Source organism: Paraburkholderia fungorum, from assembly GCF_902833645.1.
In the GTDB taxonomy this organism is placed as follows: Bacteria; Pseudomonadota; Gammaproteobacteria; order Burkholderiales; family Burkholderiaceae; genus Paraburkholderia; species Paraburkholderia fungorum.
Map to the genome: position 1 here is coordinate 853,159 of NZ_CADFGE010000001.1, position 21,254 is coordinate 874,412.

Annotated in this window: 21 protein-coding genes; 7 read left to right on the forward strand and 14 right to left on the reverse strand. The window is 62.7% G+C overall.

All coding sequences use genetic code 11. The features are described 5' to 3' along the window. Positions 1-139 precede the first annotated feature (139 nt). Genes cydP through cydX form a run of 4 tightly spaced genes read left to right on the forward strand, consistent with a single transcriptional unit; the run spans position 140 to position 3,295 of the window. Positions 140-400: a cytochrome oxidase putative small subunit CydP gene (gene cydP, locus HWX91_RS03850; RefSeq protein WP_028199066.1), complete on the forward strand. Its 261-nt coding sequence runs from the start codon at positions 140-142 to the stop codon at positions 398-400. Continuing rightward, a complete protein-coding gene (locus HWX91_RS03855; protein WP_028199065.1) occupies positions 390-1,979 on the forward strand; it encodes a cytochrome ubiquinol oxidase subunit I in 1,590 nt (529 codons plus the stop codon). The genes cydP and HWX91_RS03855 overlap by 11 nt, the downstream gene beginning before the upstream one ends. A gap of 34 nt (positions 1,980-2,013) precedes the next feature. Further along, complete coding sequence (cydB, locus tag HWX91_RS03860) at positions 2,014-3,150, forward strand: cytochrome d ubiquinol oxidase subunit II (RefSeq protein ID WP_028199064.1); 1,137 nt, start codon at positions 2,014-2,016, stop codon at positions 3,148-3,150. Positions 3,151-3,178: 28 nt separating this feature from the next. Continuing rightward, a complete protein-coding gene (cydX, locus tag HWX91_RS03865) occupies positions 3,179-3,295 on the forward strand; it encodes a cytochrome bd-I oxidase subunit CydX (RefSeq protein WP_028199063.1) in 117 nt (38 codons plus the stop codon). 138 nt (positions 3,296-3,433) lie between these two features. Here cydX and nagE read toward each other — a convergent pair whose 3' ends face one another. The 5 genes from nagE to HWX91_RS03890 form a co-directional block, all read right to left on the reverse strand. Then, complete coding sequence (gene nagE / locus HWX91_RS03870) at positions 3,434-5,212, reverse strand: N-acetylglucosamine-specific PTS transporter subunit IIBC (RefSeq protein WP_028199062.1); 1,779 nt, start codon at positions 5,210-5,212, stop codon at positions 3,434-3,436. A 97-nt stretch (positions 5,213-5,309) separates the two neighbouring features. Further along, entirely contained in the window at positions 5,310-7,901 is a 2,592-nt protein-coding gene (gene ptsP, locus HWX91_RS03875; protein WP_042276345.1) for a phosphoenolpyruvate--protein phosphotransferase, read from the reverse strand. Positions 7,902-7,912: 11 nt separating this feature from the next. Next, positions 7,913-8,920: an SIS domain-containing protein gene (locus tag HWX91_RS03880; protein ID WP_028199060.1), complete on the reverse strand. Its 1,008-nt coding sequence runs from the start codon at positions 8,918-8,920 to the stop codon at positions 7,913-7,915. Next, a complete protein-coding gene (gene nagA / locus HWX91_RS03885; RefSeq protein WP_028199059.1) occupies positions 8,913-10,016 on the reverse strand; it encodes an N-acetylglucosamine-6-phosphate deacetylase in 1,104 nt (367 codons plus the stop codon). Before nagA ends, HWX91_RS03880 begins: the two co-directional genes overlap by 8 nt. Positions 10,017-10,126: 110 nt before the next feature. After that, entirely contained in the window at positions 10,127-10,861 is a 735-nt protein-coding gene (locus HWX91_RS03890; RefSeq protein WP_028199058.1) for a GntR family transcriptional regulator, read from the reverse strand. A gap of 371 nt (positions 10,862-11,232) precedes the next feature. Between HWX91_RS03890 and HWX91_RS03895 the strand changes: the two genes are divergently transcribed. Continuing rightward, positions 11,233-12,159, forward strand: coding sequence for a bifunctional helix-turn-helix transcriptional regulator/GNAT family N-acetyltransferase (locus HWX91_RS03895; protein WP_028199057.1), 927 nt, complete (start codon positions 11,233-11,235; stop codon positions 12,157-12,159). 96 nt (positions 12,160-12,255) lie between these two features. Here HWX91_RS03895 and HWX91_RS03900 read toward each other — a convergent pair whose 3' ends face one another. Then, positions 12,256-13,068 carry a MetQ/NlpA family ABC transporter substrate-binding protein gene (locus tag HWX91_RS03900; RefSeq protein WP_028199056.1) on the reverse strand — a complete coding sequence of 271 codons (813 nt, stop codon included), beginning with the start codon at positions 13,066-13,068 and terminating at the stop codon, positions 12,256-12,258. A gap of 153 nt (positions 13,069-13,221) precedes the next feature. Beyond that, positions 13,222-14,778, reverse strand: a complete 1,557-nt coding sequence (locus tag HWX91_RS03905; protein WP_030099939.1) for a methyl-accepting chemotaxis protein — start codon at positions 14,776-14,778, stop codon at positions 13,222-13,224. Between the two features lie 277 nt (positions 14,779-15,055). Here HWX91_RS03905 and HWX91_RS03910 point away from each other — a divergent pair, with 277 nt between their 5' ends. Next, positions 15,056-15,346, forward strand: a complete 291-nt coding sequence (locus HWX91_RS03910; protein ID WP_028199054.1) for a YciI family protein — start codon at positions 15,056-15,058, stop codon at positions 15,344-15,346. 66 nt (positions 15,347-15,412) lie between these two features. Here the strand turns inward: HWX91_RS03910 and HWX91_RS03915 are convergent, their stop codons facing one another. From HWX91_RS03915 to HWX91_RS03935, 5 genes are all read right to left on the reverse strand, one after another. Continuing rightward, positions 15,413-16,042 (reverse strand): SCO family protein, encoded by a 630-nt coding sequence (locus tag HWX91_RS03915; RefSeq protein WP_028199053.1) that lies wholly within the window; start codon positions 16,040-16,042, stop codon positions 15,413-15,415. 5 nt (positions 16,043-16,047) lie between these two features. Beyond that, the gene (gene cyoE, locus HWX91_RS03920) at positions 16,048-16,953 is read right to left on the reverse strand and encodes a heme o synthase (protein ID WP_028199052.1); all 906 of its coding nucleotides are present in this window, start codon (positions 16,951-16,953) and stop codon (positions 16,048-16,050) included. Between the two features lie 6 nt (positions 16,954-16,959). Further along, a complete protein-coding gene (locus tag HWX91_RS03925; RefSeq protein ID WP_028199051.1) occupies positions 16,960-18,069 on the reverse strand; it encodes a COX15/CtaA family protein in 1,110 nt (369 codons plus the stop codon). A gap of 25 nt (positions 18,070-18,094) precedes the next feature. Continuing rightward, positions 18,095-18,757: an SCO family protein gene (locus HWX91_RS03930; RefSeq protein ID WP_028199050.1), complete on the reverse strand. Its 663-nt coding sequence runs from the start codon at positions 18,755-18,757 to the stop codon at positions 18,095-18,097. A gap of 71 nt (positions 18,758-18,828) precedes the next feature. After that, positions 18,829-19,545 carry an SURF1 family protein gene (locus HWX91_RS03935; RefSeq protein WP_028199049.1) on the reverse strand — a complete coding sequence of 239 codons (717 nt, stop codon included), beginning with the start codon at positions 19,543-19,545 and terminating at the stop codon, positions 18,829-18,831. A 111-nt stretch (positions 19,546-19,656) separates the two neighbouring features. On the opposite strand from HWX91_RS03935, the gene HWX91_RS03940 reads away from it, so the two are divergent. Then, positions 19,657-19,866 (forward strand): twin transmembrane helix small protein, encoded by a 210-nt coding sequence (locus HWX91_RS03940; protein ID WP_007179452.1) that lies wholly within the window; start codon positions 19,657-19,659, stop codon positions 19,864-19,866. A 173-nt stretch (positions 19,867-20,039) separates the two neighbouring features. On the opposite strand, the gene HWX91_RS03945 is transcribed toward HWX91_RS03940, so the two are convergent. Together HWX91_RS03945 and HWX91_RS03950 are read right to left on the reverse strand one after the other, a co-directional pair. After that, a complete protein-coding gene (locus tag HWX91_RS03945; protein ID WP_028199048.1) occupies positions 20,040-20,897 on the reverse strand; it encodes a cytochrome c oxidase subunit 3 in 858 nt (285 codons plus the stop codon). Positions 20,898-21,029: 132 nt separating this feature from the next. After that, a complete protein-coding gene (locus tag HWX91_RS03950) occupies positions 21,030-21,239 on the reverse strand; it encodes a DUF2970 domain-containing protein (protein ID WP_028199047.1) in 210 nt (69 codons plus the stop codon). Positions 21,240-21,254 lie beyond the last annotated feature (15 nt).

The window sequence follows — 21,254 nt, forward strand, 5'->3', positions numbered from 1 at the left end:
TGACATTCGCGACCCAATGCCGCAGCGTCGACTTATGCGTACAGGGTCATCGATCCTAAAATTAAGATGCACTTGCCAGACCGCCCAGGCGGCCTGGATCCAGCCGGATTCACCGGCGCGAAGTTGCCTTCGACCGATCATGACCATAGCCCTGAATCGCAATAGCAACCCTCGCCCGAGCCTGCGCAAAAGGTTCGGCGCCTGGGCGCGCGGTCCGACGCTGGCGCGGGATATCGCCATCGTCCTCGCCATCAAATTCGCATTACTGATGGTGCTCAAGTACGCGTTCTTCAATCATCCGCAGGCGGAGCATATGTCGCTGCCGCCCGCTCAAGTCGCACAGGCGCTGCTGTCCGTGCCTGGCCCGTCTCCCTCCCAAGGTGATCAACATGCCCGTTAGCGAAGTCGTAGAACTGTCGCGCCTCCAGTTCGCCATCACGGCGCTTTATCACTTTCTGTTCGTGCCGCTCACGCTCGGTCTGTCCTGGTTGCTCGTCATCATGGAGTCGGTCTATGTGATGACCGGCAAGCAGATCTACAAGGACATGACCCAGTTCTGGGGCAAGCTGTTCGGCATCAACTTTGCAATGGGCGTCACCACCGGTCTTACGCTGGAATTCCAGTTCGGCACCAACTGGTCGTACTACTCGCACTATGTCGGCGACATCTTCGGCGTGCCGCTGGCCGTTGAAGGCTTGATGGCGTTTTTCCTCGAGTCGACTTTCGTCGGCCTGTTCTTCTTCGGGTGGAAGCGGCTCTCGAGAGTCCAGCACGTGATCGTCACATTTCTCGTGGCGCTTGGCTCGAACCTGTCGGCGCTTTGGATTCTGGTGGCCAACGGCTGGATGAACAATCCGGTCGGCGCCACCTTCAACTACCAGACCATGCGCATGGAACTCGACAGCATCTTCTCGGTGCTGTTCAATCCGGTCGCCCAGGTGAAGTTCGTACACACCGTATCGGCCGGCTATGTGACTGCTTCGATGTTCGTGCTCGGTGTGTCGTCGTGGTATCTGCTGAAGCGTCGCGACACCGAGTTTGCGCTGCGCTCGTTCGCTATCGCCGCCGGCTTCGGTCTGGCCTCGACGTTATGCGTGATCGTGCTTGGCGACGAATCAGGTTATCGCACCGGCGAAGTTCAGCAGGTCAAGTTGGCCGCCATCGAATCCGAATGGGAAACGGCCCCCGCACCCGCGCCGTTCACGATCTTCGGCATTCCGAACCAGAAGGAAGAGCGCACCGACTATGCGATCCGCATTCCGTATGCGCTCGGCCTGATCGCCACGCGCTCGATCGACGAACCGGTACTCGGCCTGAAAGACCTGATGGCGCAGAACGAAGTGCGCATCAAGAACGGCATGCTCGCGTACGCTGCGTTGCAGAAGCTCAAGCTCGGCGACGCCACGGACGAAGCCAAGGCCGCTTTCGACGCGCACAAAAACGATCTTGGCTACGGCCTGATGCTCAAGCAGTTCACGCCGAACGTCACCGACGCCACGCCGGATCAGATCGCGCAGGCCGCCAAAAAGACCATCCCGCCAGTGGCGCCCGTGTTCTTCTCGTTCCGACTGATGGTCGGCCTCGGCATCCTGTTCCTCGCGACCTTCGTGCTGGCGTTCTGGTTCTGTGCACAGCGCTCGCTGCTGCTGGAGAAGCGCCGCTGGTTCCTGCGCTGGGCCGTATGGGCCATTCCGTTGCCGTGGCTTGCGGCTGAGTTCGGCTGGATCGTCGCTGAAGTGGGCCGTCAGCCATGGACCATCGCCGGTATTCTGCCGACCGCCTTGTCCGCCTCGAGCCTGACGCCAGGCGATCTCTACCTGAGCATTGCCGGCTTCGTCGTGTTCTACACAGTACTGTTCATCATCGAAATCATGTTGATGTTCAAGTACGCGCGACTCGGGCCTTCGTCGCTGCACACCGGGCGCTATCACCACGAACAGCCGCTGAATCAGCCGCTGCCGACCAACACGGCCGCTTGATTCGCCGCCACTCTGTTCCAAGGGAAAGATCATCATGGATTACGCAACCCTCAAACTGATCTGGTGGGTGTTGATCGGCGTGCTGCTGATCGGCTTCGCGCTCACCGACGGCTTCGACATGGGCGCGGCGATTCTGCTGCCCTTCGTCGCCAAAACCGATGCGGAGCGGCGCATTGTCGTGAACACGGTCGGCGCAACGTGGGAAGGCAATCAGGTGTGGCTCATCACCGCGGGCGGTGCGATGTTCGCCGCATGGCCGCTGGTGTACGCCGCGTCCTTCTCGGGTTTCTACTTCGCGATGCTGCTGGTGCTGTTCTCACTGTTCTTCCGGCCGGTCGGCTTCGACTACCGCAGCAAACGTGAAGACCCGCGCTGGCGCAGCGCGTGGGATTGGGCGTTGTTTGTCGGGGGGTTCGTGCCGGCGCTGGTGTTCGGTGTTGCGTTCGGCAACCTGCTGCAAGGCGTGCCGTTCTCGTTCGACACCGATCTGCGCGTCACATATCACGGCGGTTTCTTCGCACTGCTCAACCCGTTCGCTGTGCTGTGCGGGCTCGTCAGTGTGTCGATGCTGGCCGCGCACGGTGCGGCCTTCGTGAAGATGAAAGCGGACGACATCGTCGCCGAGCGTGCATCGCTCGCGCTGCGGATCGCTTCGCTCGCCGCCGTGGTGCTGTTCCTGCTCGCGGGCGCGCTTATCGCCACGATGATCGGCGGCTATCAGATCGTCGACGCCGCGCCGCTCGATACGGTCGCCAATCCGCTGCTGAAGAACGTGATCGGCGCGCCTGGCCTATGGCTCAACAACTACGCGCACTATCCGTGGATGGTGGCCGCGCCGGTGGCTGGCCTTGCGGGTGGCGTACTCGCCTTGTTGCTGGCGCGCTCGCGCTTTGAAAAGAGCGCCTTCCTGTCGACCTCGCTGATGATCACCGGGGTGATTCTGACGGCGGGTTTCTCGATGTTCCCGTTCATCATGCCCTCCTCGCTCGACGGCCGCAGCAGTCTCACGGTATGGGACTCGACCTCAAGCCGCATGACGCTGCAGATCATGCTGATCGCTGTGATCGTCTTCCTGCCGATCGTGCTGATCTACACGAGTTGGGTGTATCGCGTGATGCGAGGCAAGGTAACCGCCGCGGCGCTCAAGGAAAATCATCATTCGATGTATTGATCAGGAATACGGATAACAGGAGTTTGCGATGTGGTACTTCAGTTGGCTTCTCGGCATTGGCGTGGCGTTGGCGTTCGGCGTAATCAACGTGATGTGGCTGGAATCGCGCCGGCCTCTGGAAGCGGGCAAGCAGAAAGCACGTTGATGCATCCATTGCCGGTTGAGCACCGGTAAACGCAAAAGCGGCACCTTGATCCAAGGTGCCGCTTTTTTTACTCGCGTCCTTACTTAGCCGAAGCTGGACGGAAGACCGAAGTCAGCTCAGCTCGAAGCCTCGATGCGATTACGCGGGTTGCGGCGCCGTACCTGCCCCTGCACCGGGCGACAGACGCGTCGCCAGTTGTGCGGCGTAGCGCTGGGCGGCGTCACCCACTACGATATGGAACGTGTCGGCCGAAACCCACGCCGTGTCGAGCGTAGCGAGACGTTGACGATCAACCGCCGACGGATCGCGAACCACGATCCGCAGACGCGTTGCCGCCACCGCATCCAGCGACACCACGTTGCCCGCGCCGCCGAATACGGCGAGCCAACGCATCGGGTCCGGATCGAGCGCACCGCTCAGGGCACCGCTTGCAGCCGCGACCGGAGCCGCAGCAACAGCAGGCGCGGCCGCAACCGCCGGCTTCACCGCAGCACCGCCGCCTTGCGCAATCACCGTGCGAATTTCATCGGCGATGATGTCCGCTTCCGGTCCGATAATCACCTGCACGTTGGTCGCACCGCGCTTGAGCACGCCGCGCGCGCCGATCGTCTTCAGCTCGCTTTCCGAGACCTTGTTGGCATCGACCACCGACAGACGCAGACGCGTCGTGCAGGCATCCACCACAGAAAGATTGGACGCACCACCCAGCGCAGCGATATAACGCTGCGCACGCGGCACCGCGGCGCCCGCAACCGGCGACACAAAACCGCCAGCCTCGAACGACTCGATCTGTTCTTCTTCCGCGGCGGGTTCACGGCCCGGCGTCGCCATATTGAACTTGCGGATGAAGAAGCGGAACAGCCCGTAGTACACCACCGCGTACACAACGCCGAGCGGAATCGCCCACCAGCCCTTGGTCGACAGGCCGTAGTTCAGCACGTAGTCGATAAAGCCAGCCGAGAAGGTGAAGCCGAGGTGAATCCCGAGTGCCGAACAGATTGCCAGCGACAAGCCCGTCAGCACCGCATGGATCGCATACAGCACCGGTGCGAGGAACATGAAGCTGAATTCGATCGGCTCGGTCACGCCCGTCAGGAACGAGGTGAGCGCCATCGATGCGAGCAGGCCGAACACCATCGCGCGGCGCTCTTTCGGTGCCTCGTGATACATCGCGAGACACGCGGCCGGCAGACCGAACATCATGACCGGGAAGAAGCCCGTCATGAACGTGCCCGCAGTCGGGTCGCCCGCGAAGAAGCGATGCAAATCGCCCGTCACCGGCGCACCGCCCGGCGGCGTGAAGGTGCCGAACACGAACCAGGTCAGCGAATTGAGGATGTGATGCAGCCCCGTGACGAGCAGCAAACGGTTCAGCACACCGAACACGAACGCGCCGAGCGCACCCGCGGTAGTCAGCCAGTGACCGGCCGTGTCGATCACGCCTTGCACCGGCTGCCATACGTAGCCGAACACAATGCCGATCACCAGACAGACCACGCCGGTGACAATCGGCACGAAGCGTTTCCCTCCGAAGAATGCGAGGTAATCGGGCAGCTTGATGTCCTTGTACCTGTTGTACAGCAAGCCCGCGACGATACCCGCCACGATCCCGGACAACACGCCCATGTTGAGCTTGTCGTTGATGTCCTTCATCACCGCGATTTCGATCAGATAACCGATCGCACCCGCGAGACCCGCCACGCCGTTGTTGTCTTTCGCGAAGCCGACCGCCACGCCGATTGCGAACAGCAACGGCAAGTTGTCGAAGATCGCGCCGCCGGCGTCGGCGATCATCTTGATGTTGAACACATCGGGCTGGCCCAATCGCAGCAGCAAGCCGGCAACCGGCAGCACCGCAATCGGCAGCATCAGCGCCCGGCCCAGGCGCTGAATCTTCAGAAACGGATTCCCATCCATTGACACCTCCAATCCTTGTCTCGTTGTCGACTGTCGTCGTTGAGTTTTGTAGCGTTACGTCCTGACAATGCGAAGCTGGTTGCGGACTGTGTGGGGTTCAGTCCAAAGGCCAGGTTTCGCGACTCACTGCTCTTACCGCCTGCGCCGATTCGAGCGCCAGGGCATCCTGGGCGCGTTGGCGGCACAGCTGATAATCGAGGTTGCGCACGCGCGCCTTGATGCCCGGCACCGACACCGGGTCAACCGAAAGCTCGGTCACGCCGAGGCCAACGAGCAGCGGCATGGCAACGGGATCGCCCGCCAGTGCGCCGCATACGCCGACCCATTTGCCATGCTTGTTAGCGCCCTGCACGGTCGCTGCGATCAAACGCAGCACCGCCGGATGCAAACCGTCCGCCTGAGCGGCGAGGTCGGCCTGGCAGCGATCCATGGCAAGCGTGTATTGCGTCAGATCGTTGGTGCCGATCGAGAGGAAATCCGCATGCTGCGACAGTTGATCGGCGAGCAACGCGGCCGACGGCACTTCGATCATCACGCCAACTTCGATCGGTTCCGTACGGCCCGCTTCACGGGCGAATTCGTCGATGCGCTTGCGGATGCGGATCAGCTCGCCCACATCGGTCACCATCGGCAGCAGGATGCGCACGGCGCCGAGCGGCTGCACCGCCAGCAGACCGCGCAACTGGTCGTCGAGCAGATCCGGGCGCACCTGTGCGAGGCGGATGCCGCGCAGTCCAAGCGCCGGATTCGGTTCGGGCGGCAGCGTCAGATAGTCGACTTCCTTGTCCGCGCCGACGTCCAGCGTGCGAATGATCGCGGTGCGGCCGCTCAATGCATCGACGATGGCCTGGTAGCTCTGGCGATGTTCGTCCGTGGTCGGCGCGGCGGCGCGATGAATAAACAGCAGTTCGGTGCGCAGCAGACCGACGGAATCGGCACCGTTTTCGACGGCGGTTTTTGCGTCGTCGAGCGTGGCGATGTTGGCGGCGACTTCGATCGCGCGGCCGTCCGCAGTGACCGCGGCTTGTTGCGACGTGCGGCGATTCGCTTCGCGCATGCCGGCCAGGCGGCTACGTTCAAGACGGGCGCGTTCGACATCGAGTTCGGTCGGAGCAAATTCGAGGCGGCCGGTCGTGGCGTTTACCACGACCTGCGTACCTTCAGGGATCGCACGCAATGCATCGCCGACCGCCACCAGCGCCGGAATGCCGGCCTGACGCGCAAGAATCGCCGCATGCGAGGTCGCTCCGCCGCGCGCCATCACGAGCGCCGTGACGCGTGAACGATCCAGCGTGGAAAGATCGGAAGGCGTGAACTCTTCAGCCGCCAGCACCGCTTCGTCCGGCAGCGTGCGCGCCGCCGCATTCGTATAACCGAGCGCGCGCAATACGCGTTTTTCGATGTCGCGCAGATCGGCGGCACGTTCCGCGAGCAACGCGTCTTCGATATTCGTCAGGATCGCGATCTGTGCACGGATCGCTTCGCGCCACGCAAAACCGGCGCTCTTGCCGAGACTGATCAGATCGCGCGCGGCGTCGACCAGGGTCGGATCTTCGAGCAGCACACGATGTACGGCGAAGATACCCGCCTCACCTACCGCGCCACGCTGCGAAGCATCGCGCACGGTAGTGCCGAGGTCGGCGTCGACAGTGGCAATCGCCTTATCGAGCAGACGGCTTTCAGCCGCCGACGTGCCATTCGCCTTTTCCGGCGGATCGATATCCGCATCGTCCCAACGCACCAGCTTGCCGACCGCAACGCCCGGCGCCGCGCACACGCCCGCGAGCGTATTCGGCGCGAGCGTTTCACCCGCTGCGTGGGCAACGGCTTGCGGCGCCGGCGAGCTTTGACGTGCCGGCTTTTCTTCGACTTCGCCGTGCGCTTCACGTGTCAATTCGTGGGCGATCGCTTCGATCGCGGCTTTGGCTTGCGGACCGACGCCGAGCAACTCGACCGTCGCGCCTTCGCCCGCGCCAAGACTGAGCAGGCCAACCACGCTCTCGATTGCCCCCTTGCGCCCTTCGTAACGCACTTCGACACGCGCATCGAAACCGCGCGCCGCTTCACGAGCGCGTGCGGCAGGCCGTGCGTGCAGGCCGCCTGCGTGAATCAGCGTGACTTGCTGACGGGCCTCTTCGGTCACGTTGGTCGCACTGGCCTCGCGCGATGCCTGCGCCGCCTCTCCACCGCGAGCACGCAGCACCAGCAGCGGCGTTTCGCCGGCTTTCAGCATGCCGCCCGGCGCCCGCTCGACGATTTCGAACGCATCCGAATTGGCGATCGCGATGACCGAGACGAGGCTCGGCGCGTTCAGCGCAACCCGGTCCTGATCGAATTCGATCAGGATGTCGCCAGCGCGCACGGTTGCGCCTTGCGCGACCATCGGCGCGAAACCCTGGCCATTCAGCTCGACTGTGTCGATGCCGATGTGCAGCAGAATCTCCACGCCTTCGGCTGTCGCGAGCGTGACCGCGTGGCCGGTGCGTGCCAGATGGGTGATCGTGCCGTCGCACGGCGCGACGAGTCGCCCCTCGAGCGGATCGATGCCGATGCCATCGCCGAACATGCCGCCCGAAAACACAGGGTCGGGCACATTCGCCAGCGGCACGACCGGACCGGTCATCGGCGCGAGCAAAACAATTTGGCCTTCAGAATGGCTGATCAAGCGGGACTCCTCGACACGTCGCATCTGATTTCTCGTCAGTGAGTTTCGGTGACTTTGTTGAGATGGCGTGGCGCGTCAGGATTGCGCCCGCGTGCGGCGGCAAGGCCGGCAGCCATCACATAAAAGGACAGGATCGCGGCGATCGGATCGAGCGCCGCATGAGCGGTGGTGGCAAGCGGCAGCGTTGCTTCGGGCACGTCGCCCGGTGCTGCGAGCAGCACGCGCGCGCCGCGCGCCTGCATGTCGCGCGCGAGTTGCAGCAGGCCGGCCTGTTCAGGGCCGCGCGGTGCGAACACCAGCAGCGGATAGTCGCGGTCGATCAGTTCCATCGGACCGTGGCGCACTTCGGCGCTCGAAAACGCTTCAGCCTGAATGCCGGACGTCTCTTTCAATTTCAGCGCGGCTTCCTGCGCAATCGCGAGACCCAGACCACGACCGATCACGATCATGCGTTCGATGCCGCGCAGTTCGTCCACGGCTTTCGACCAGTCGAGCTTGCCGGCGCTCTGAAGCGCGTCCGGCAACGTGTTCAACGCGCCAAGCAACGCGTCGTCCTTCTGCCAGTGAGCGACCAGTTGCGCGGAGATCGACAGCATGGCGATATAGCTCTTGGTTGCCGCGACGCTCAGTTCCGGGCCGGCCATGAGCGGCAGGTGGAATTCGCATGCGTCCGCCAGCGGCGAGTCCGGCGCGTTCACCGCAGCGACCGTCAACGCACCGGCCTTGCGCAGCGCTTCCATCGTGCCGACCAGATCCGGGCTCTTGCCTGACTGCGAGAACGCCAGCGCGAGCTGATCGCGTACCTGCAGCGGCGCTTGCTGGAGCGTCGCAACCGACATCGGCAGCGACGCGACCGGCACGCCGAGGCGGCTCATCGTCAGGCTTGCGAAGTAACTCGCCGCGTGATCCGAACTGCCGCGCGCGACCGTCAGCGCGACATGACGCGGTTGCTGGGCGAGCTTCGCTGCCAGCGCCTCGACGCGCGAGGTGTCCGCGAGCTGCGCGGCGACCGTTTCAGCGGACGCCAGCGCCTCTTTAAGCATATTCGACAATTGATTCTCCTTCGACGTATGTCGCGGTCAACGCCAGTTCACGATCGAACACGACCACATCGGCCCACGCGCCGCGTGCAATGCGGCCGCGGTCTTCGATGCCGAGGTAGTCGGCGGCATAGCGCGACAAACGGTTTGAAACATCGGCGATCGGCAAGCCGATCGATACGAGATTGCGCAGCGCCTGATCCATCGTCAGGGTGCTGCCAGCGAGTGTGCCGTCGGCAAGACGCACACCGCCGAGGCACTTCGTCACATGCTGGCTGCCGAGGCGGTATTCGCCGTCGGGCATGCCGGTGGCCGAAGTGCTGTCAGTCACCACGTAGAGACGGGGAATCGCGCGCAACGCGGCGCGGATCGCGCCCGGATGAACGTGCAGCAAGTCGGGAATGATTTCGGCGAATTCAGCGTGCGCGAGCGCGGCGCCGACGAGGCCCGGGTTACGGTGATGCAGCGGCGACATCGCGTTGAACAGGTGCGTGAAACCGCATGCGCCGTGCTTGAGCGCGGCGACGGCGTCGTCGTACGTGCCGAGTGAATGGCCGAGTTGCACGCGCACACCACGCGCCGCCATCTCGGAAATAATCTCCATATGGCCGGCGATCTCCGGCGCCAGCGTGACCACACGAATCGGCGCGATCGACAGATACTTCAGCACTTCGTCCATCACCGCGGACACGGCGGCGTCCGGCTGCGCGCCGAGTTTGCCCGGGTTGATATACGGACCTTCAAGATGGACGCCGAGCACGCGCGCGCCGCCCGGTGTGCGAATCCGCGCGTTGTTGCCCAAGCCCGCGACGACATTCATCAGCTCGGCGCGCGGCGCGGTCATCGTGGTGGCGAGCAGGCTGGTCGTACCGTAACGCGCATGCGTGCGGGTGATGGTTTCGATCGCGTCGCCGCCTTCCATCACGTCGGAACCGCCGCCGCCATGCACGTGCAGATCGATGAAGCCAGGCAGGATGTACGGCGCGTCGTTCTTCGCCGGATCGGTGCGTTCGCCGGTCAGCGCCGTGATACGGCCGTTTTCGTATTCGAGCGTGCCGTGAATCCACCCATCGGTGGTGAGTATGTTTCCGGTCAGCATGAGTCTCTCTGGTGAGGCGTAATGCGGGGTGCGACTGAAATGCGCTCGATGGCGCCGCGCATGACAGCGAGCCGCGCGGCCTGCTCGCATGCGCCGGTCAGGCACATCGATCAGGTGCGCAATTCAGCGACAAAATCGTAGTAATCGTCGCGGCAATAGGTGTCAGTCAATTCGATCGCACGCTGGTCCGCGCTATACCCGATACGGGTGATGACCAGCAGCGCCGAACGCGGTTCAATATCCATCAACGCGGCGATCTCGCTCGAGGCGTTGACCGCGCGAAAGTGCTGCAAGGCGCGCACGATCGCGGCGCCGCGTTGTTCGAGATAGCTGTAAAGCGACACGCCGATCGCCTGCGGATCGGGCACGATCGCGGCGGGCAGCGCCGAATGCTCGACAGCCATGACGATGCCGTCCGCGCGCCGCAGGCGCCGCAAGCTCGTCACCGCCGCGCCGGGCGACAGGCCGAGGTGCACCAGCTCATCACGGTTGGCGGCGCGGATGTCGCGCTCGAGCCACACCGAGTCAGGCCGGAAGCCGCGTTGCTGCATCTTCTTCGTGAAACCGGTGAGCCGCGACAGCGGATCTTCGACACGCGGCGTAATGAAGCTGCCCGCGCCTCGCGCCCGCCGGATCAGGCCCTGCTCGACCAGCAACTCGATTGCCTTGCGCGCGGTGATGCGCGACACGCCGATCGCGTCCGAGAGCGTGCGCTCCGACGGCAGCGCCTCCCCAGCCGACCACACGCCGCAGTGGATCGCTGTCGCCAGATTGCGCGCGAGCTGCAGATAGAGTGGCGTGACGTTGCGAGCGTCAGGCATCAGTGCGGACCAACGAGTTTCCATGGGGCTCCGGCGGTCGTCTCGAAGAATGCGGCCTACGAAAATGAGAGCCCATTATATAACCAACATAATACCAGTCAATCAACTGGTCCCATGCCGGTACGAATTGGCGGAAAGCCTTGCTGGGTCGGCGCTAGAAGGCGATTTTCGTGCTCTGGAGGGTCGTTTACAGGGATCGGGATTTACCCGTATTCGAGATGCGCGGCGTATCCAGCAGGCCCATTGGTCCTCTATCGGGTCAAACGACATACCCTGAGAACGATACCTGTGTGATACCACTTTGGTGTAGCCTTCGGCCGTGCGGCTTTTTTAATGAGATGCCTTCCAATATAGTGCTGGGTAGCAAGCCACAAAAACTCCCCGGGGAGCAGCATTTGACAGATTCCGAGGCGCTGCGGCGTGCTCAGGCCGTCCGCCATTTCAACCGCTTCTATACCCAGCACATCGGTGCCCTGCACGAGCATCTGGCTAAAAGCGCCTTCTCGCTGACGGAAGTACGCGTTCTGCATGAACTGTCCCGTGGACGCGCGCAGACGGCGTCGGTGCTCGGGCGCAATCTCGGCCTCGACAGCGGTTACCTCAGCCGCCTTCTGACCAGCTTCGAACGACGCGACCTGATTACGCGGCGCCCGTCCGACTCGGACGCGCGTCAGTCGCTCATTGCGCTCACCGACAACGGTCACGCGGCCTACGCGCCGCTCGATACCGCGGCCATCGAAGAGGTATCGACGCTGCTGAACGGCCTTACCGTGCTCTCGCAGGAACAGTTGATCACCTCGATGAAGGTGATCGAGCGGATGCTCGACCGCAAGCCGAAACACGATCTCGTAATCCTTCGACAACCCCGTGCCGGCGACTGCGGCTGGCTCGTGCATCGGCAGGCGCAGTGGTTCTCCGCGCAATACGGCTGGGATCAATCGTTCGAAGGCCTGCTGTCGCGGATCGTCGCCGATTACACGCAACGCCATGATCCGGTGCGCGAAATGTGCTGGATCGCCGATCAGGACGGCATGGTGGTCGGCTCGGTGTGCATCGTCGGGGTCTCGACGACAGTGGCGGGCGTACGGCTCTTGTGGGTCGAACCGGACGTGCAGCGTCTTGGCATCGGCTCGCAGTTGATGAACGAATGCGTGCGGTTCGCCCGACGCGCGGGCTACACCAAACTCACGCTGACCACGGCCAGCACGCTCGAGGAGCCAAGGCGGCTATGCGAGCGCGCCGGCTTCCAGCTCGCCTGCACGACAGCGGAGCGGCGCTTCGGCAAGGATCTGATGATCGAGCGGTGGGAGTTGGAGCTGTAGCTTCGCCAAAGCATGCGCGACGCGAAAACAAAAAAAACGCCACGGCTTGCGACCGTGGCGTTTTCGTTTTCCAGCTTAGGATGAAAGGGGTGCCGCTTAGAACGATGGCACCACCGAACCCTTGAACTGCGTCTTGATGAACTGGCGCACGTCTTCCGACTGGTAAGCCGCGACCAGCTTCTTGACCCACGGCTTGTCCTTGTCCTGCGCACGCACGGCGATCAGGTTCGCGTACGGGCTGTGAATGTCTTCGAGCGCGATCGCGTCTTTGGTCGGCTGCAGACCGGCTGCCAGCGCGAAGTTCGTGTTGATCGCGGCAGCGTCGACGTCCGACAGCGAACGCGGCAGTTGGGCTGCGTCGAGCTCGACCAGCTTGATCTTCTTTGGGTTCTCGGCAACGTCGAGCGGCGTGGCGTTATTGCCATCCGTACCCGCGCCCGCCTTCAGCTTGATCACGCCTTGCGCCTGCAACAGCAGCAGCGCGCGGTTCTCGTTGGACGGATCGTTCGGCACCGCGATCTTCGCGCCTTGAGCCAGATCCTTCAGCGACTTCAGCTTCTTCGAATAGATGCCGAGCGGCGAAATGTAGGTCAGACCGGCGTTGACGATCTTGTAGCCGCGCTGCTTGACCTGGCTGTCGAGGTACGGCTGGTGCTGGAAGCTGTTGGCGTCCAGATCGCCTGCGTCGAGCGCGGCGTTCGGCTGCACGTAGTCGTTGAATTCGACGACCTTCACATTCAGGCCTTCGCGCTTCGCGACTTTCGTGACGACTTCCCAGATCTGCGCATCCGGGCCGCCGATCGTGCCGACCTTGATGACCTTGTCGTCGGCATGTGCGCCGAAGCTGGTGACAATCGCCGCACCGGCGACCACAGCCGAGAGGGCTTTGAGGATATTTCTGCGCTGCATGTAAATCTCGCTTTTTCTGATCGATGTCAGATTCGGGTGGAAGCCGGCGGCAGCGCTGCTACGCTCGCGCCGCCAACTGGACCGCAAATGGTCTCATATGCCCAGCGAGATGGGAAATATCACGATCGCATATCCTTATGCGCCTTGTACGTCTTATGCGGCGGCGTTCACGCGAAATGCGCTCACTGTGTCACGCAGACGCCCAGCCTGATCCTGCAATGACGCCGCAGCCGCCGCGGCCTGTTCGACCAGTGCGGCGTTCTGCTGCGTCACTTCGTCCATCTGCGTGACTGCGCGGCCCACTTGCGAAATCCCGCTGCTCTGCTCTTCGGAGGCCGCCGCGATCTCGCCCATGATGTCCGTGACACGCTGCACCGCTTGCAGAATCTCGCCCATCGTCGTACCGGCCTGCTGGACCAGCGTCGAACCGTTATGCACACGCTCCACCGAAGCGCCGATCAACTGCTTGATCTCCTTGGCCGCCGTTCCCGAGCGTTGCGCGAGGCTGCGCACTTCCCCGGCGACCACGGCGAAACCGCGGCCTTGCTCGCCGGCACGCGCTGCTTCGACCGCCGCGTTCAGCGCCAGAATATTGGTCTGGAACGCAATGCCTTCGATCACGCCGATGATGTCGGCAATCTGCCGCGAGCTGTCGTTGATCTCGCCCATCGTCCCGATCACGCGGCTCACCACGTCGTTGCCGCGCGTTGCGATTTCCGATGCGTTGTGAGCGAGGCCACTCGCCTGACGCGCGTTGTCCGCGTTCTGCTTGACCGTCGCGGTGAGTTCTTCCATGCTCGCCGCCGTCTCCTGCAACGAGGCCGCCTGCTGCTCGGTGCGCTGTGACAGATCGCCGTTGCCGGCGGCGATCTGCTGGGTCGCCGAGGCGATCGATTCCGCCGAATGGCGAATCTCGCCGATGGTCCGCTGCAAACGGCTCTGCATCTCGTGCATGGCCGCCATCATGCTGGTTTTATCCTGCGCGCGAACCTCGACCACCTGGGTGAGATCGCCCTTGGCGATGCTTGCGGCAAGGCGCGCCGCCTGGTCCGGCTCACCGCCGAGACTGGCGCGCACGTTGCGGATGATCAGCACCATCGCCAGCGAAATGATCGCGCCGATCACCAGCACGACGAGCAGGTGGCCCAACAGTGTTTGGTAGTAGACCGTGTCGATGTCCTTGATGAACACGCCGCTCGTGATGTTCCAGTCCCACGGCGCGAAACGCACCACGTAGCTGATTTTCGGCACCGCGGTTTCACTGTGCGGCAAGCGTCCGCGATATTCCGCGAAGCCTTGGCCGCTTGCTTTAGCTGCGTCGACGATCGCCACATACAGCAGCTTGCCGTCCGGATCCTTGAAATCGCCGACCGCCTTGCCGGTCATTTGCGGCAGCGTCGGGTGCATCAGCACGACCGGCTTCGAATCCATCACGAACAGATAGCCGGATTCGCCGTAACGCATGGTGGCGAGACGGGCGAGCGCTTCGCGCTGGGCGTCGGCCTCGCTCATCTTGCCGCTCTGCGAAAGCGCGTAGTAGCCCTTCACAACGCCCTGCGCTGCGTCGACGAGGTTCACCATGCCCGCCTTGCGCTCGGCCAGCATCGTGCTGCGCGTTTCAACCGCGCTCCACAGCCCGACGCCGAGCAGCCCCAGCCAGACGAGCGCGAGCGACAACCATAGTTTGCGATTCAAACTCATCCTGCTCATTGTTGCGATCTCTCTTGTGTTCGTGTTCGGTTTGCATGCCGATGCCGATGCCGTCTCGCGCGCTGCCAATGCGCTGACGACCTGGCGCGCAAACGATTGCTAGAGGTATATCGGCATGTCGACTGCGCGACTTGAGGCAACTTGTAAGCAAGCGATGGCTGAGAGAGCACAACATAAGCAGGTATGGATGGCGCGCAACGAATCGTCCGGTGACAGATAATCGAAGGCCATTGCCCGCAAATCCATGCGGCCCAGCCATTCGCTTACGAGAACGCTCATGTACGTCATCAATCTCATCTACACCGCATCGCTCGAACGCGTGGACGACGCACTCGAAGCGCACCGCGCGTTTCTGACAAGACACTTCGAATCGGGCGTATTCGTGGCTGCCGGGCCGAAAGTGCCGCGCGACGGCGGCATCATTCTGGCGGTGCGCATCGAGCGCGATAAGCTGGATGAGATTCTCGCCAGCGACCCGTTCGCCGAGCAGAAGCTCGCGCGTTACGAGGTGACGGAGTTCAAGGCAACGCGATTGGCGCCGGGAATGAATTTGCCGATGCCGGCTTGAGGATTACAGCGAAGGGATTTGAATACGGGCGCGCGGCAGAGGCACGCGCCCGTCTGCATCAATACGTCAATCGAGCAGCAGCTTGATATCGTGCACCCACGGCGTGGCGCCCTGGCCATCGCGCGCGAACAGACGCAGCTTGCCATCTGTGTCGAACACATAGCTCGCCGCCGTGTGGTCCATCGTGTAGCTGTCGGGTGTCTTGCCCGGTACTTTCGCGTAGTAGACGCGGAAGTCTTTCGTGATTTTGGTGAGTTGCGCCTGGTCCGCGGGACGCAAGCCGACGAACGTCGGATTAAACGCCGGCACGTATTGCGCGAGCAGGGCCGGTGTGTCGCGATCGGGATCGACGGTGACGAACAGCACCTGCACGCGCTTCGCGTCTTCCGGACCGAGTTGCTGGAGAGCCTGCGAGAGCTCGGCCATCGTGGTCGGGCAGACGTCCGGGCAGTGCGTGTAGCCGAAGAACAGCACGACTACTTTGCCTTTGTAATCCGCCATTGTGCGGATCTTGCCGGACGTGTCGGGCAGCGAAAAGTCGCTGCCGAATTGCGTATTGCCGGTGATGTCGAGATTCTGGAAAGCCGGCGGCTGCTTGCCGCAGCCTGCCACCAGCAGCGCACCGCCAAGTGCGCAAGCGATCAGGGTGACTCGCGCGGCGGCACGCGCCTTCTGCACAAAGCGTTGTGTAAGCATGGGTGTTACGCGCCGATCACGACGCGCGCATAGTGGTCGATCAACAGCGCGACGAACAGCACCGACAGATAGACGATCGAATAACGGAAAGTCTTGCGCGCCAGATCGTCGGAATACTCCCGATAGATCTTCCACGCATACGCGAGGAATACGGCACCGAGCAACACCGCCGCCACGAGATACACCGCGCCGCTCATACCGGAGATAAACGGCATCATCGTGACCGCGAACAGGATCACCGTGTACAGCAGAATATGCAGGCGCGTGTACTTTTCGCCGTGCGTATTCGGCAGCATCGGCAGACCGGCGTTTTCGTAGTCTTTGCGGCGATACAGTGCGAGCGCCCAGAAATGTGGCGGCGTCCACACGAAAATGATCAGCACGAGAATCCACGCGTCGCCCGGCACGTGGCCGGTGACTGCGGCCCAACCGAGCGCCGGCGGCATCGCGCCGGACGCGCCGCCGATCACGATGTTCTGTGGCGTGGCCGGTTTGAGCAGCAGCGTATAAATGACCGCATAGCCGACGAAAGTGGCGAGCGTGAGCCACATGGTCAGCGGATTGGCGAACGTGTAGAGCGTCCACATGCCGAGGCCGCCGAGCACGGCCGAAAACAGCAGGATCTGCGGGGTCGTGATTTCGCCGCGCGCGGACGGCCGCCACGACGTGCGACGCATCTTCGCGTCGATCTTCTGTTCCATCAGGCAATTGATGGCGAACGCCGCACCGGCCAGCAGCCAGATGCCGACGGTGCCGCCGATCAGAACGGTCCACGGCACCATGCCGGGCGTCGACAGAAACATGCCGATGACGGCGCAGAACACAGCGAGCTGCGTGACGCGCGGCTTGGTCAGGGCGATGTACTGGGAGACCCGGCTACCGGGCGTTTGGGAGAGTGTTGTGCTGTCCATGTGGGGTCACGCTGGCGCGGCATCGCGCGCAGGCAACACGGCGCGGCCGGGACGGCTATAAGCGATCCGAAAGTTTAACATAACGAGCAGAAGCAGCAGGATTGCGGCCCCCCCGTTATGCGCGACCGCAATGGGCAACGGCCATTGCAGAACGATGTTCGATAAGCCGGTGATGAACTGGATCAGCACCACCAGCAAGACGCCATTGGCCGGGCGCCGCAGCGACTCGAAACGGCGCAGCTTCAGCGCCAGCCACAGCAAATAGGCAACCACGACAATCGCGAACGTGCGATGCGTCCAGTGGATGGCGACCAGCGCGTCTTGCGTGATCATGTCGCCGTCGCCGGTCATACCGAGCGCGCGCCACAAGTGGAAGCCGTGCGCGAAGTCCATCGGCGGGATCCATTGGCCATTGCAGGTCGGGAAGTCCGTGCAGGCGAGCACCGCGTAGTTGGTGCTGACCCAGCCGCCCAACGCGATCTGCACGACCAGCAGCACGAGACCGGCGAGCGCCGCCGCACGCCAGCGCGCGGCCTCGGGCTCATGGGCCGGCAGCGGCGTCTGGCGCGCGGCCAGCCAGCCGAGCGTGCCGAGCAAGGCGAGGCCGAGCAGCAAGTGGGTCGTGACGATAATCGGCTGCAGCTTCATGGTCACGGTCCAAGCACCGAACGCGCCCTGCACGAGAATCAGCAGCAGCAGCGAAGTCGGCCACCACGGCGACACATGCAGCGGACGGCGCTTGATGCGTGCAGTCCACGCGATCAAGGTCTGCGCGATGATCAGCACGCCGATAGCCATCGCGAAGTAACGGTGGATCATTTCGATCCAGGCTTTGGTCATGCTGACCGGACCGGTGGGCATCAATTGATGCGCGGCGGTAATCGCGGCGTGCGCGATGAACGGCGACGACGTGCCATAGCAACCAGGCCAGTCGGGGCAGCCGAGACCGGAATCGGTGAGCCGCGTAAAGCCGCCGAACATCACCAGGTCCAGCGTCAGGAAGGTGGTAAGCCACACCAGCTTGCGGAATTTGTTGTCGTCGGCCTTGACCCACACATAGGACAACGGCAACAACGCGATACACAAGCCGATCAAGGCCAATTGCAGTACGAACATCTTTCTTCTTACCCTGGTTGCGGCGTCAGCCGATCCTCGACCATTTGAGCAGCTTGGTCAGGTCGCCCTTGATCTTGCTGGGATTCGGATCTTTTGGAAAGCGCATCATCAGATTGCCGTTCGGATCGACCAGGTAGATGTGGTCGGTGACTTGGGTGCCGGCGTCGGTCGGCAGCCATGCGGACACCTGCGCCGGGTTGGCAATCAGCATGTCGGTATCGGGATAGGCCTTTTGTATCACGTCGGACACGTTGCCTGCATCGGTGCGCAGCCACACTTCCACGACGCGCTCGCGTTCCGGGCCCTGAGCTGCGCGGATTTGTCGCATGAAGTACAGCTTGGTGGCACAAGCTTTGTCGCATGCGCTGTTGTCGACGGAGATCATCAGCCAGTGGCCGCGCAGCGACGCGAGCTTGAGCGGCTTGCCGTCTTCACCCGTCACCACGAGCGAATCGGGAATCGGCCGCTGCGGTTCGACCAGCGCGCCGTAGTTCGTGGTGCCGCCGGCCGGTTTGACCACGTAATAGACGAAATACGACACGGCGATCGGTGCGGCGCAGATGAGCGCCAGCAACAGCAGCATCCAGCGGCCCCGCTTCCACGATCCCCGGCTATTGGGTTGACCTGCCATCACTTGCGGAGCTGCGGGTTTGCCGGCTTGCGGCGAACGGGGAGATTGCGTCGACACTACGGGACCTCTTTCAGGAATAGCGCGGTTTCGGGCCCTTGTTGGGGGTACGGGAAACCACAGGCGATGCGTTACACGCTCTGCGCGTGCTCTTTCTTTGCGGCGCGGCGCGCGGCGTACAGGCCGAACACAAGGGCCGCGGCCGCCATGCCCCACCACTGGAACATATAGCCATAGTTGCGTTCGACGCCGGTTGTCGGCGCCGGCCAGTCGCGCACCAGCTTGTCACCGTCGTCGCTCAACTGCTGGATCACGAATGACTGCAACGGCAGCCCGGTTTCCGCGGCGTACGCCGCCGTATCCAGATTCTGACGGATCTTCTGATGCGCGGCGGACCCGCCCTGCCCCAGCTCGAACGCACGCGACGCATCGGCGCGCGCAATGCCTTCGATCTCGATCTCGCCTTGCGGCGTGGAGTACGGCGCGATGGTCTCGCGATTGCTCGTGTTGCGCGGCAACCAGCCGCGATTGACCAGCACATAACCGCCGTCGGCCAGTTTAAAAGGCATCACGACGTAAAAGCCCGGCTGATCGTTATACGGGCGATTATCCAGATAGACGACTTTGTCCGCGACGAAACTGCCGCGCGCTTTCACGCGATGGAATTCGATGTCCTTCAGTTCGACCGGCCGGGCACTGACAGGCACAGCGGGCGCATCTTCGAATTGCGTAATCTGCGCTTCGAGCGCTTCCTTCTGATGGGCACGGTCGCGTTGCCAGAAACCAAGCCGCACCGTCACCACGATGACAAGCAGAATCAGCAGTGCGGGAACCAGACGAAACTTCATCGAACGCGCTCCACCACCGCTTGCGGCCTCGCCCGGAACCTGCGGCAGACGCCGGCGCGCGGTGCGATAATAACCATCTTGCCTCTGCGCTTCCCAGTTTCAGTTGGTTCCATGCACATTCTCGTTCCCATCGCCTTCGTCCTGATCATCGCCAGCATGGTGTCGGCGCTGTACTTCATGATGCATGACAAGGGCAAAACCAAGCGGATGGTCTGGTCGCTCGCCACGCGGGTGGGTCTTTCGATTTCGCTGTTCCTGTTCATCCTATTCGCACACTGGATGGGCTGGATTCAGTCGACCGGCATTCCCTACGGGCGTTGAGCCCCGCGCAAAACGCCTTACGCCGCCAGACTCACCAAACAAAACGCCGCCCTGACAGGGTCGAGGGCGGCGCTGCATAACTTGCGTACTGCTTGTACGAAGCGCCCTGACAAAGGCGCTGCGCGAACGGCCTGCGCACTCCGAAAAAACCGGTCGGCGCAGGCCAGACTGCGTTACAGCCAGTACACGACGACGTACAGCCCAAGCCACACGACGTCCACAAAGTGCCAGTACCAGGCGGCGCCTTCGAATGCAAAGTGATGCTCCGCCGTGAAGTGGCCGCGAATCATCCGCACCAGCACCACAGCCAGCATCGTGCCGCCGAGGAACACGTGGAACCCGTGGAAGCCCGTCAGCAGGAAGAACGTCGAACCGTACACACCCGAGGACAGCGTCAGGTTCAATTCGTTATACGCGTGGAAATACTCGAAGCCCTGCAGGAACAGGAAGCAGACGCCGAGCACCAGCGTAGCCGCCAGCCAGATAATCGCTTTCTTGCGATGATCTTCACGCAGTGCGTGGTGCGAAACCGTCAACGTAGCGCCGGACGACAGCAGCAGCGCGGTGTTGATGGTCGGCACCGGCCACGGCTGCATCGACTTGAAGGTCGAAACCAGCGCTGCCGGACCGTTGTTCGGCCACACAGCCGAGAAATCCGGCCAGATCAGCTTGTAGTCGAGACTGCCGAGTTGATGCAGCGCGATTTCGCGTGCGTAGAAGAGAGCGCCAAAGAAAGCACCGAAGAACATCACTTCGGAGAAAATGAACCAGCTCATGCTCCAGCGGTACGACTTGTCGACGTTCTTGCCGTACATGCCGCCTTCGGATTCCGCGATCGCGTCGCCGAACCAGTGCCACAACGTATACAGCAGCCACAGCAGACCGACGACGACGCCGAGCGGTGCCAGCTCATGGTCGTTGATCCAGGCCGCAAGCGATCCGAGCATGACCAGCAACCCGGCAGCGGCGCTGATCGGATGCCGCGACGGATGCGGTACGAAATAGTACGGGCTCTCGTTTTGACCGCTCATTCTTGATTCTCCACTTCAGTCCAGTTGTTCCGGAATCTCCGGCTGTATCTTCGGCGGCGCGTCGATACCGCACCGCTTCACTCTAATTCGTGGGCTCTGCTGCGCCCCGTACTACGCTTGAGCCTGAATGCCTCAGCCCACCACCGCGCGCACGACCAGGATCAGCACACCGATGAAAATGGCCGCGCTGATCAATGCCGCCACGATCACATGCAGCGGATTCAACTGCGTGGCATCCGCTTCCAGATCACGACGCTTTCGCACCCCAAAAAACGACCAGAACACGGCTTTCATCGACTGGCCGAAACTGCTCTTGCGTGGCGCGCCGCTGTTATCGCTCATTACTCTTCTTCCTTC

Excerpts from the sequence above, each read along its gene's own strand:
- cydP (WP_028199066.1), top strand. The coding sequence starts at position 140 with ATGACCATAGCCCTGAATCGCAATAGCAACCCTCGCCCGAGCCTGCGC.
- HWX91_RS03905 (WP_030099939.1), bottom strand. The coding sequence starts at position 14,778 with ATGAGCAGGATGAGTTTGAATCGCAAACTATGGTTGTCGCTCGCGCTC.
- nagA (WP_028199059.1), bottom strand. The coding sequence starts at position 10,016 with ATGCTGACCGGAAACATACTCACCACCGATGGGTGGATTCACGGCACG.
- HWX91_RS03855 (WP_028199065.1), top strand. The coding sequence starts at position 390 with ATGCCCGTTAGCGAAGTCGTAGAACTGTCGCGCCTCCAGTTCGCCATC.
- cydB (WP_028199064.1), top strand. The coding sequence starts at position 2,014 with ATGGATTACGCAACCCTCAAACTGATCTGGTGGGTGTTGATCGGCGTG.
- HWX91_RS03950 (WP_028199047.1), bottom strand. The coding sequence starts at position 21,239 with ATGAGCGATAACAGCGGCGCGCCACGCAAGAGCAGTTTCGGCCAGTCG.
- HWX91_RS03900 (WP_028199056.1), bottom strand. The coding sequence starts at position 13,068 with ATGCAGCGCAGAAATATCCTCAAAGCCCTCTCGGCTGTGGTCGCCGGT.
- ptsP (WP_042276345.1), bottom strand. The coding sequence starts at position 7,901 with ATGCGACGTGTCGAGGAGTCCCGCTTGATCAGCCATTCTGAAGGCCAA.
- HWX91_RS03925 (WP_028199051.1), bottom strand. The coding sequence starts at position 18,069 with ATGTTCGTACTGCAATTGGCCTTGATCGGCTTGTGTATCGCGTTGTTG.
- cyoE (WP_028199052.1), bottom strand. The coding sequence starts at position 16,953 with ATGGACAGCACAACACTCTCCCAAACGCCCGGTAGCCGGGTCTCCCAG.
- cydX (WP_028199063.1), top strand. The coding sequence starts at position 3,179 with ATGTGGTACTTCAGTTGGCTTCTCGGCATTGGCGTGGCGTTGGCGTTC.
- HWX91_RS03910 (WP_028199054.1), top strand. The coding sequence starts at position 15,056 with ATGTACGTCATCAATCTCATCTACACCGCATCGCTCGAACGCGTGGAC.
- nagE (WP_028199062.1), bottom strand. The coding sequence starts at position 5,212 with ATGGATGGGAATCCGTTTCTGAAGATTCAGCGCCTGGGCCGGGCGCTG.
- HWX91_RS03880 (WP_028199060.1), bottom strand. The coding sequence starts at position 8,920 with ATGCTTAAAGAGGCGCTGGCGTCCGCTGAAACGGTCGCCGCGCAGCTC.
- HWX91_RS03935 (WP_028199049.1), bottom strand. The coding sequence starts at position 19,545 with ATGAAGTTTCGTCTGGTTCCCGCACTGCTGATTCTGCTTGTCATCGTG.
- HWX91_RS03945 (WP_028199048.1), bottom strand. The coding sequence starts at position 20,897 with ATGAGCGGTCAAAACGAGAGCCCGTACTATTTCGTACCGCATCCGTCG.
- HWX91_RS03915 (WP_028199053.1), bottom strand. The coding sequence starts at position 16,042 with ATGCTTACACAACGCTTTGTGCAGAAGGCGCGTGCCGCCGCGCGAGTC.
- HWX91_RS03890 (WP_028199058.1), bottom strand. The coding sequence starts at position 10,861 with ATGGAAACTCGTTGGTCCGCACTGATGCCTGACGCTCGCAACGTCACG.
- HWX91_RS03940 (WP_007179452.1), top strand. The coding sequence starts at position 19,657 with ATGCACATTCTCGTTCCCATCGCCTTCGTCCTGATCATCGCCAGCATG.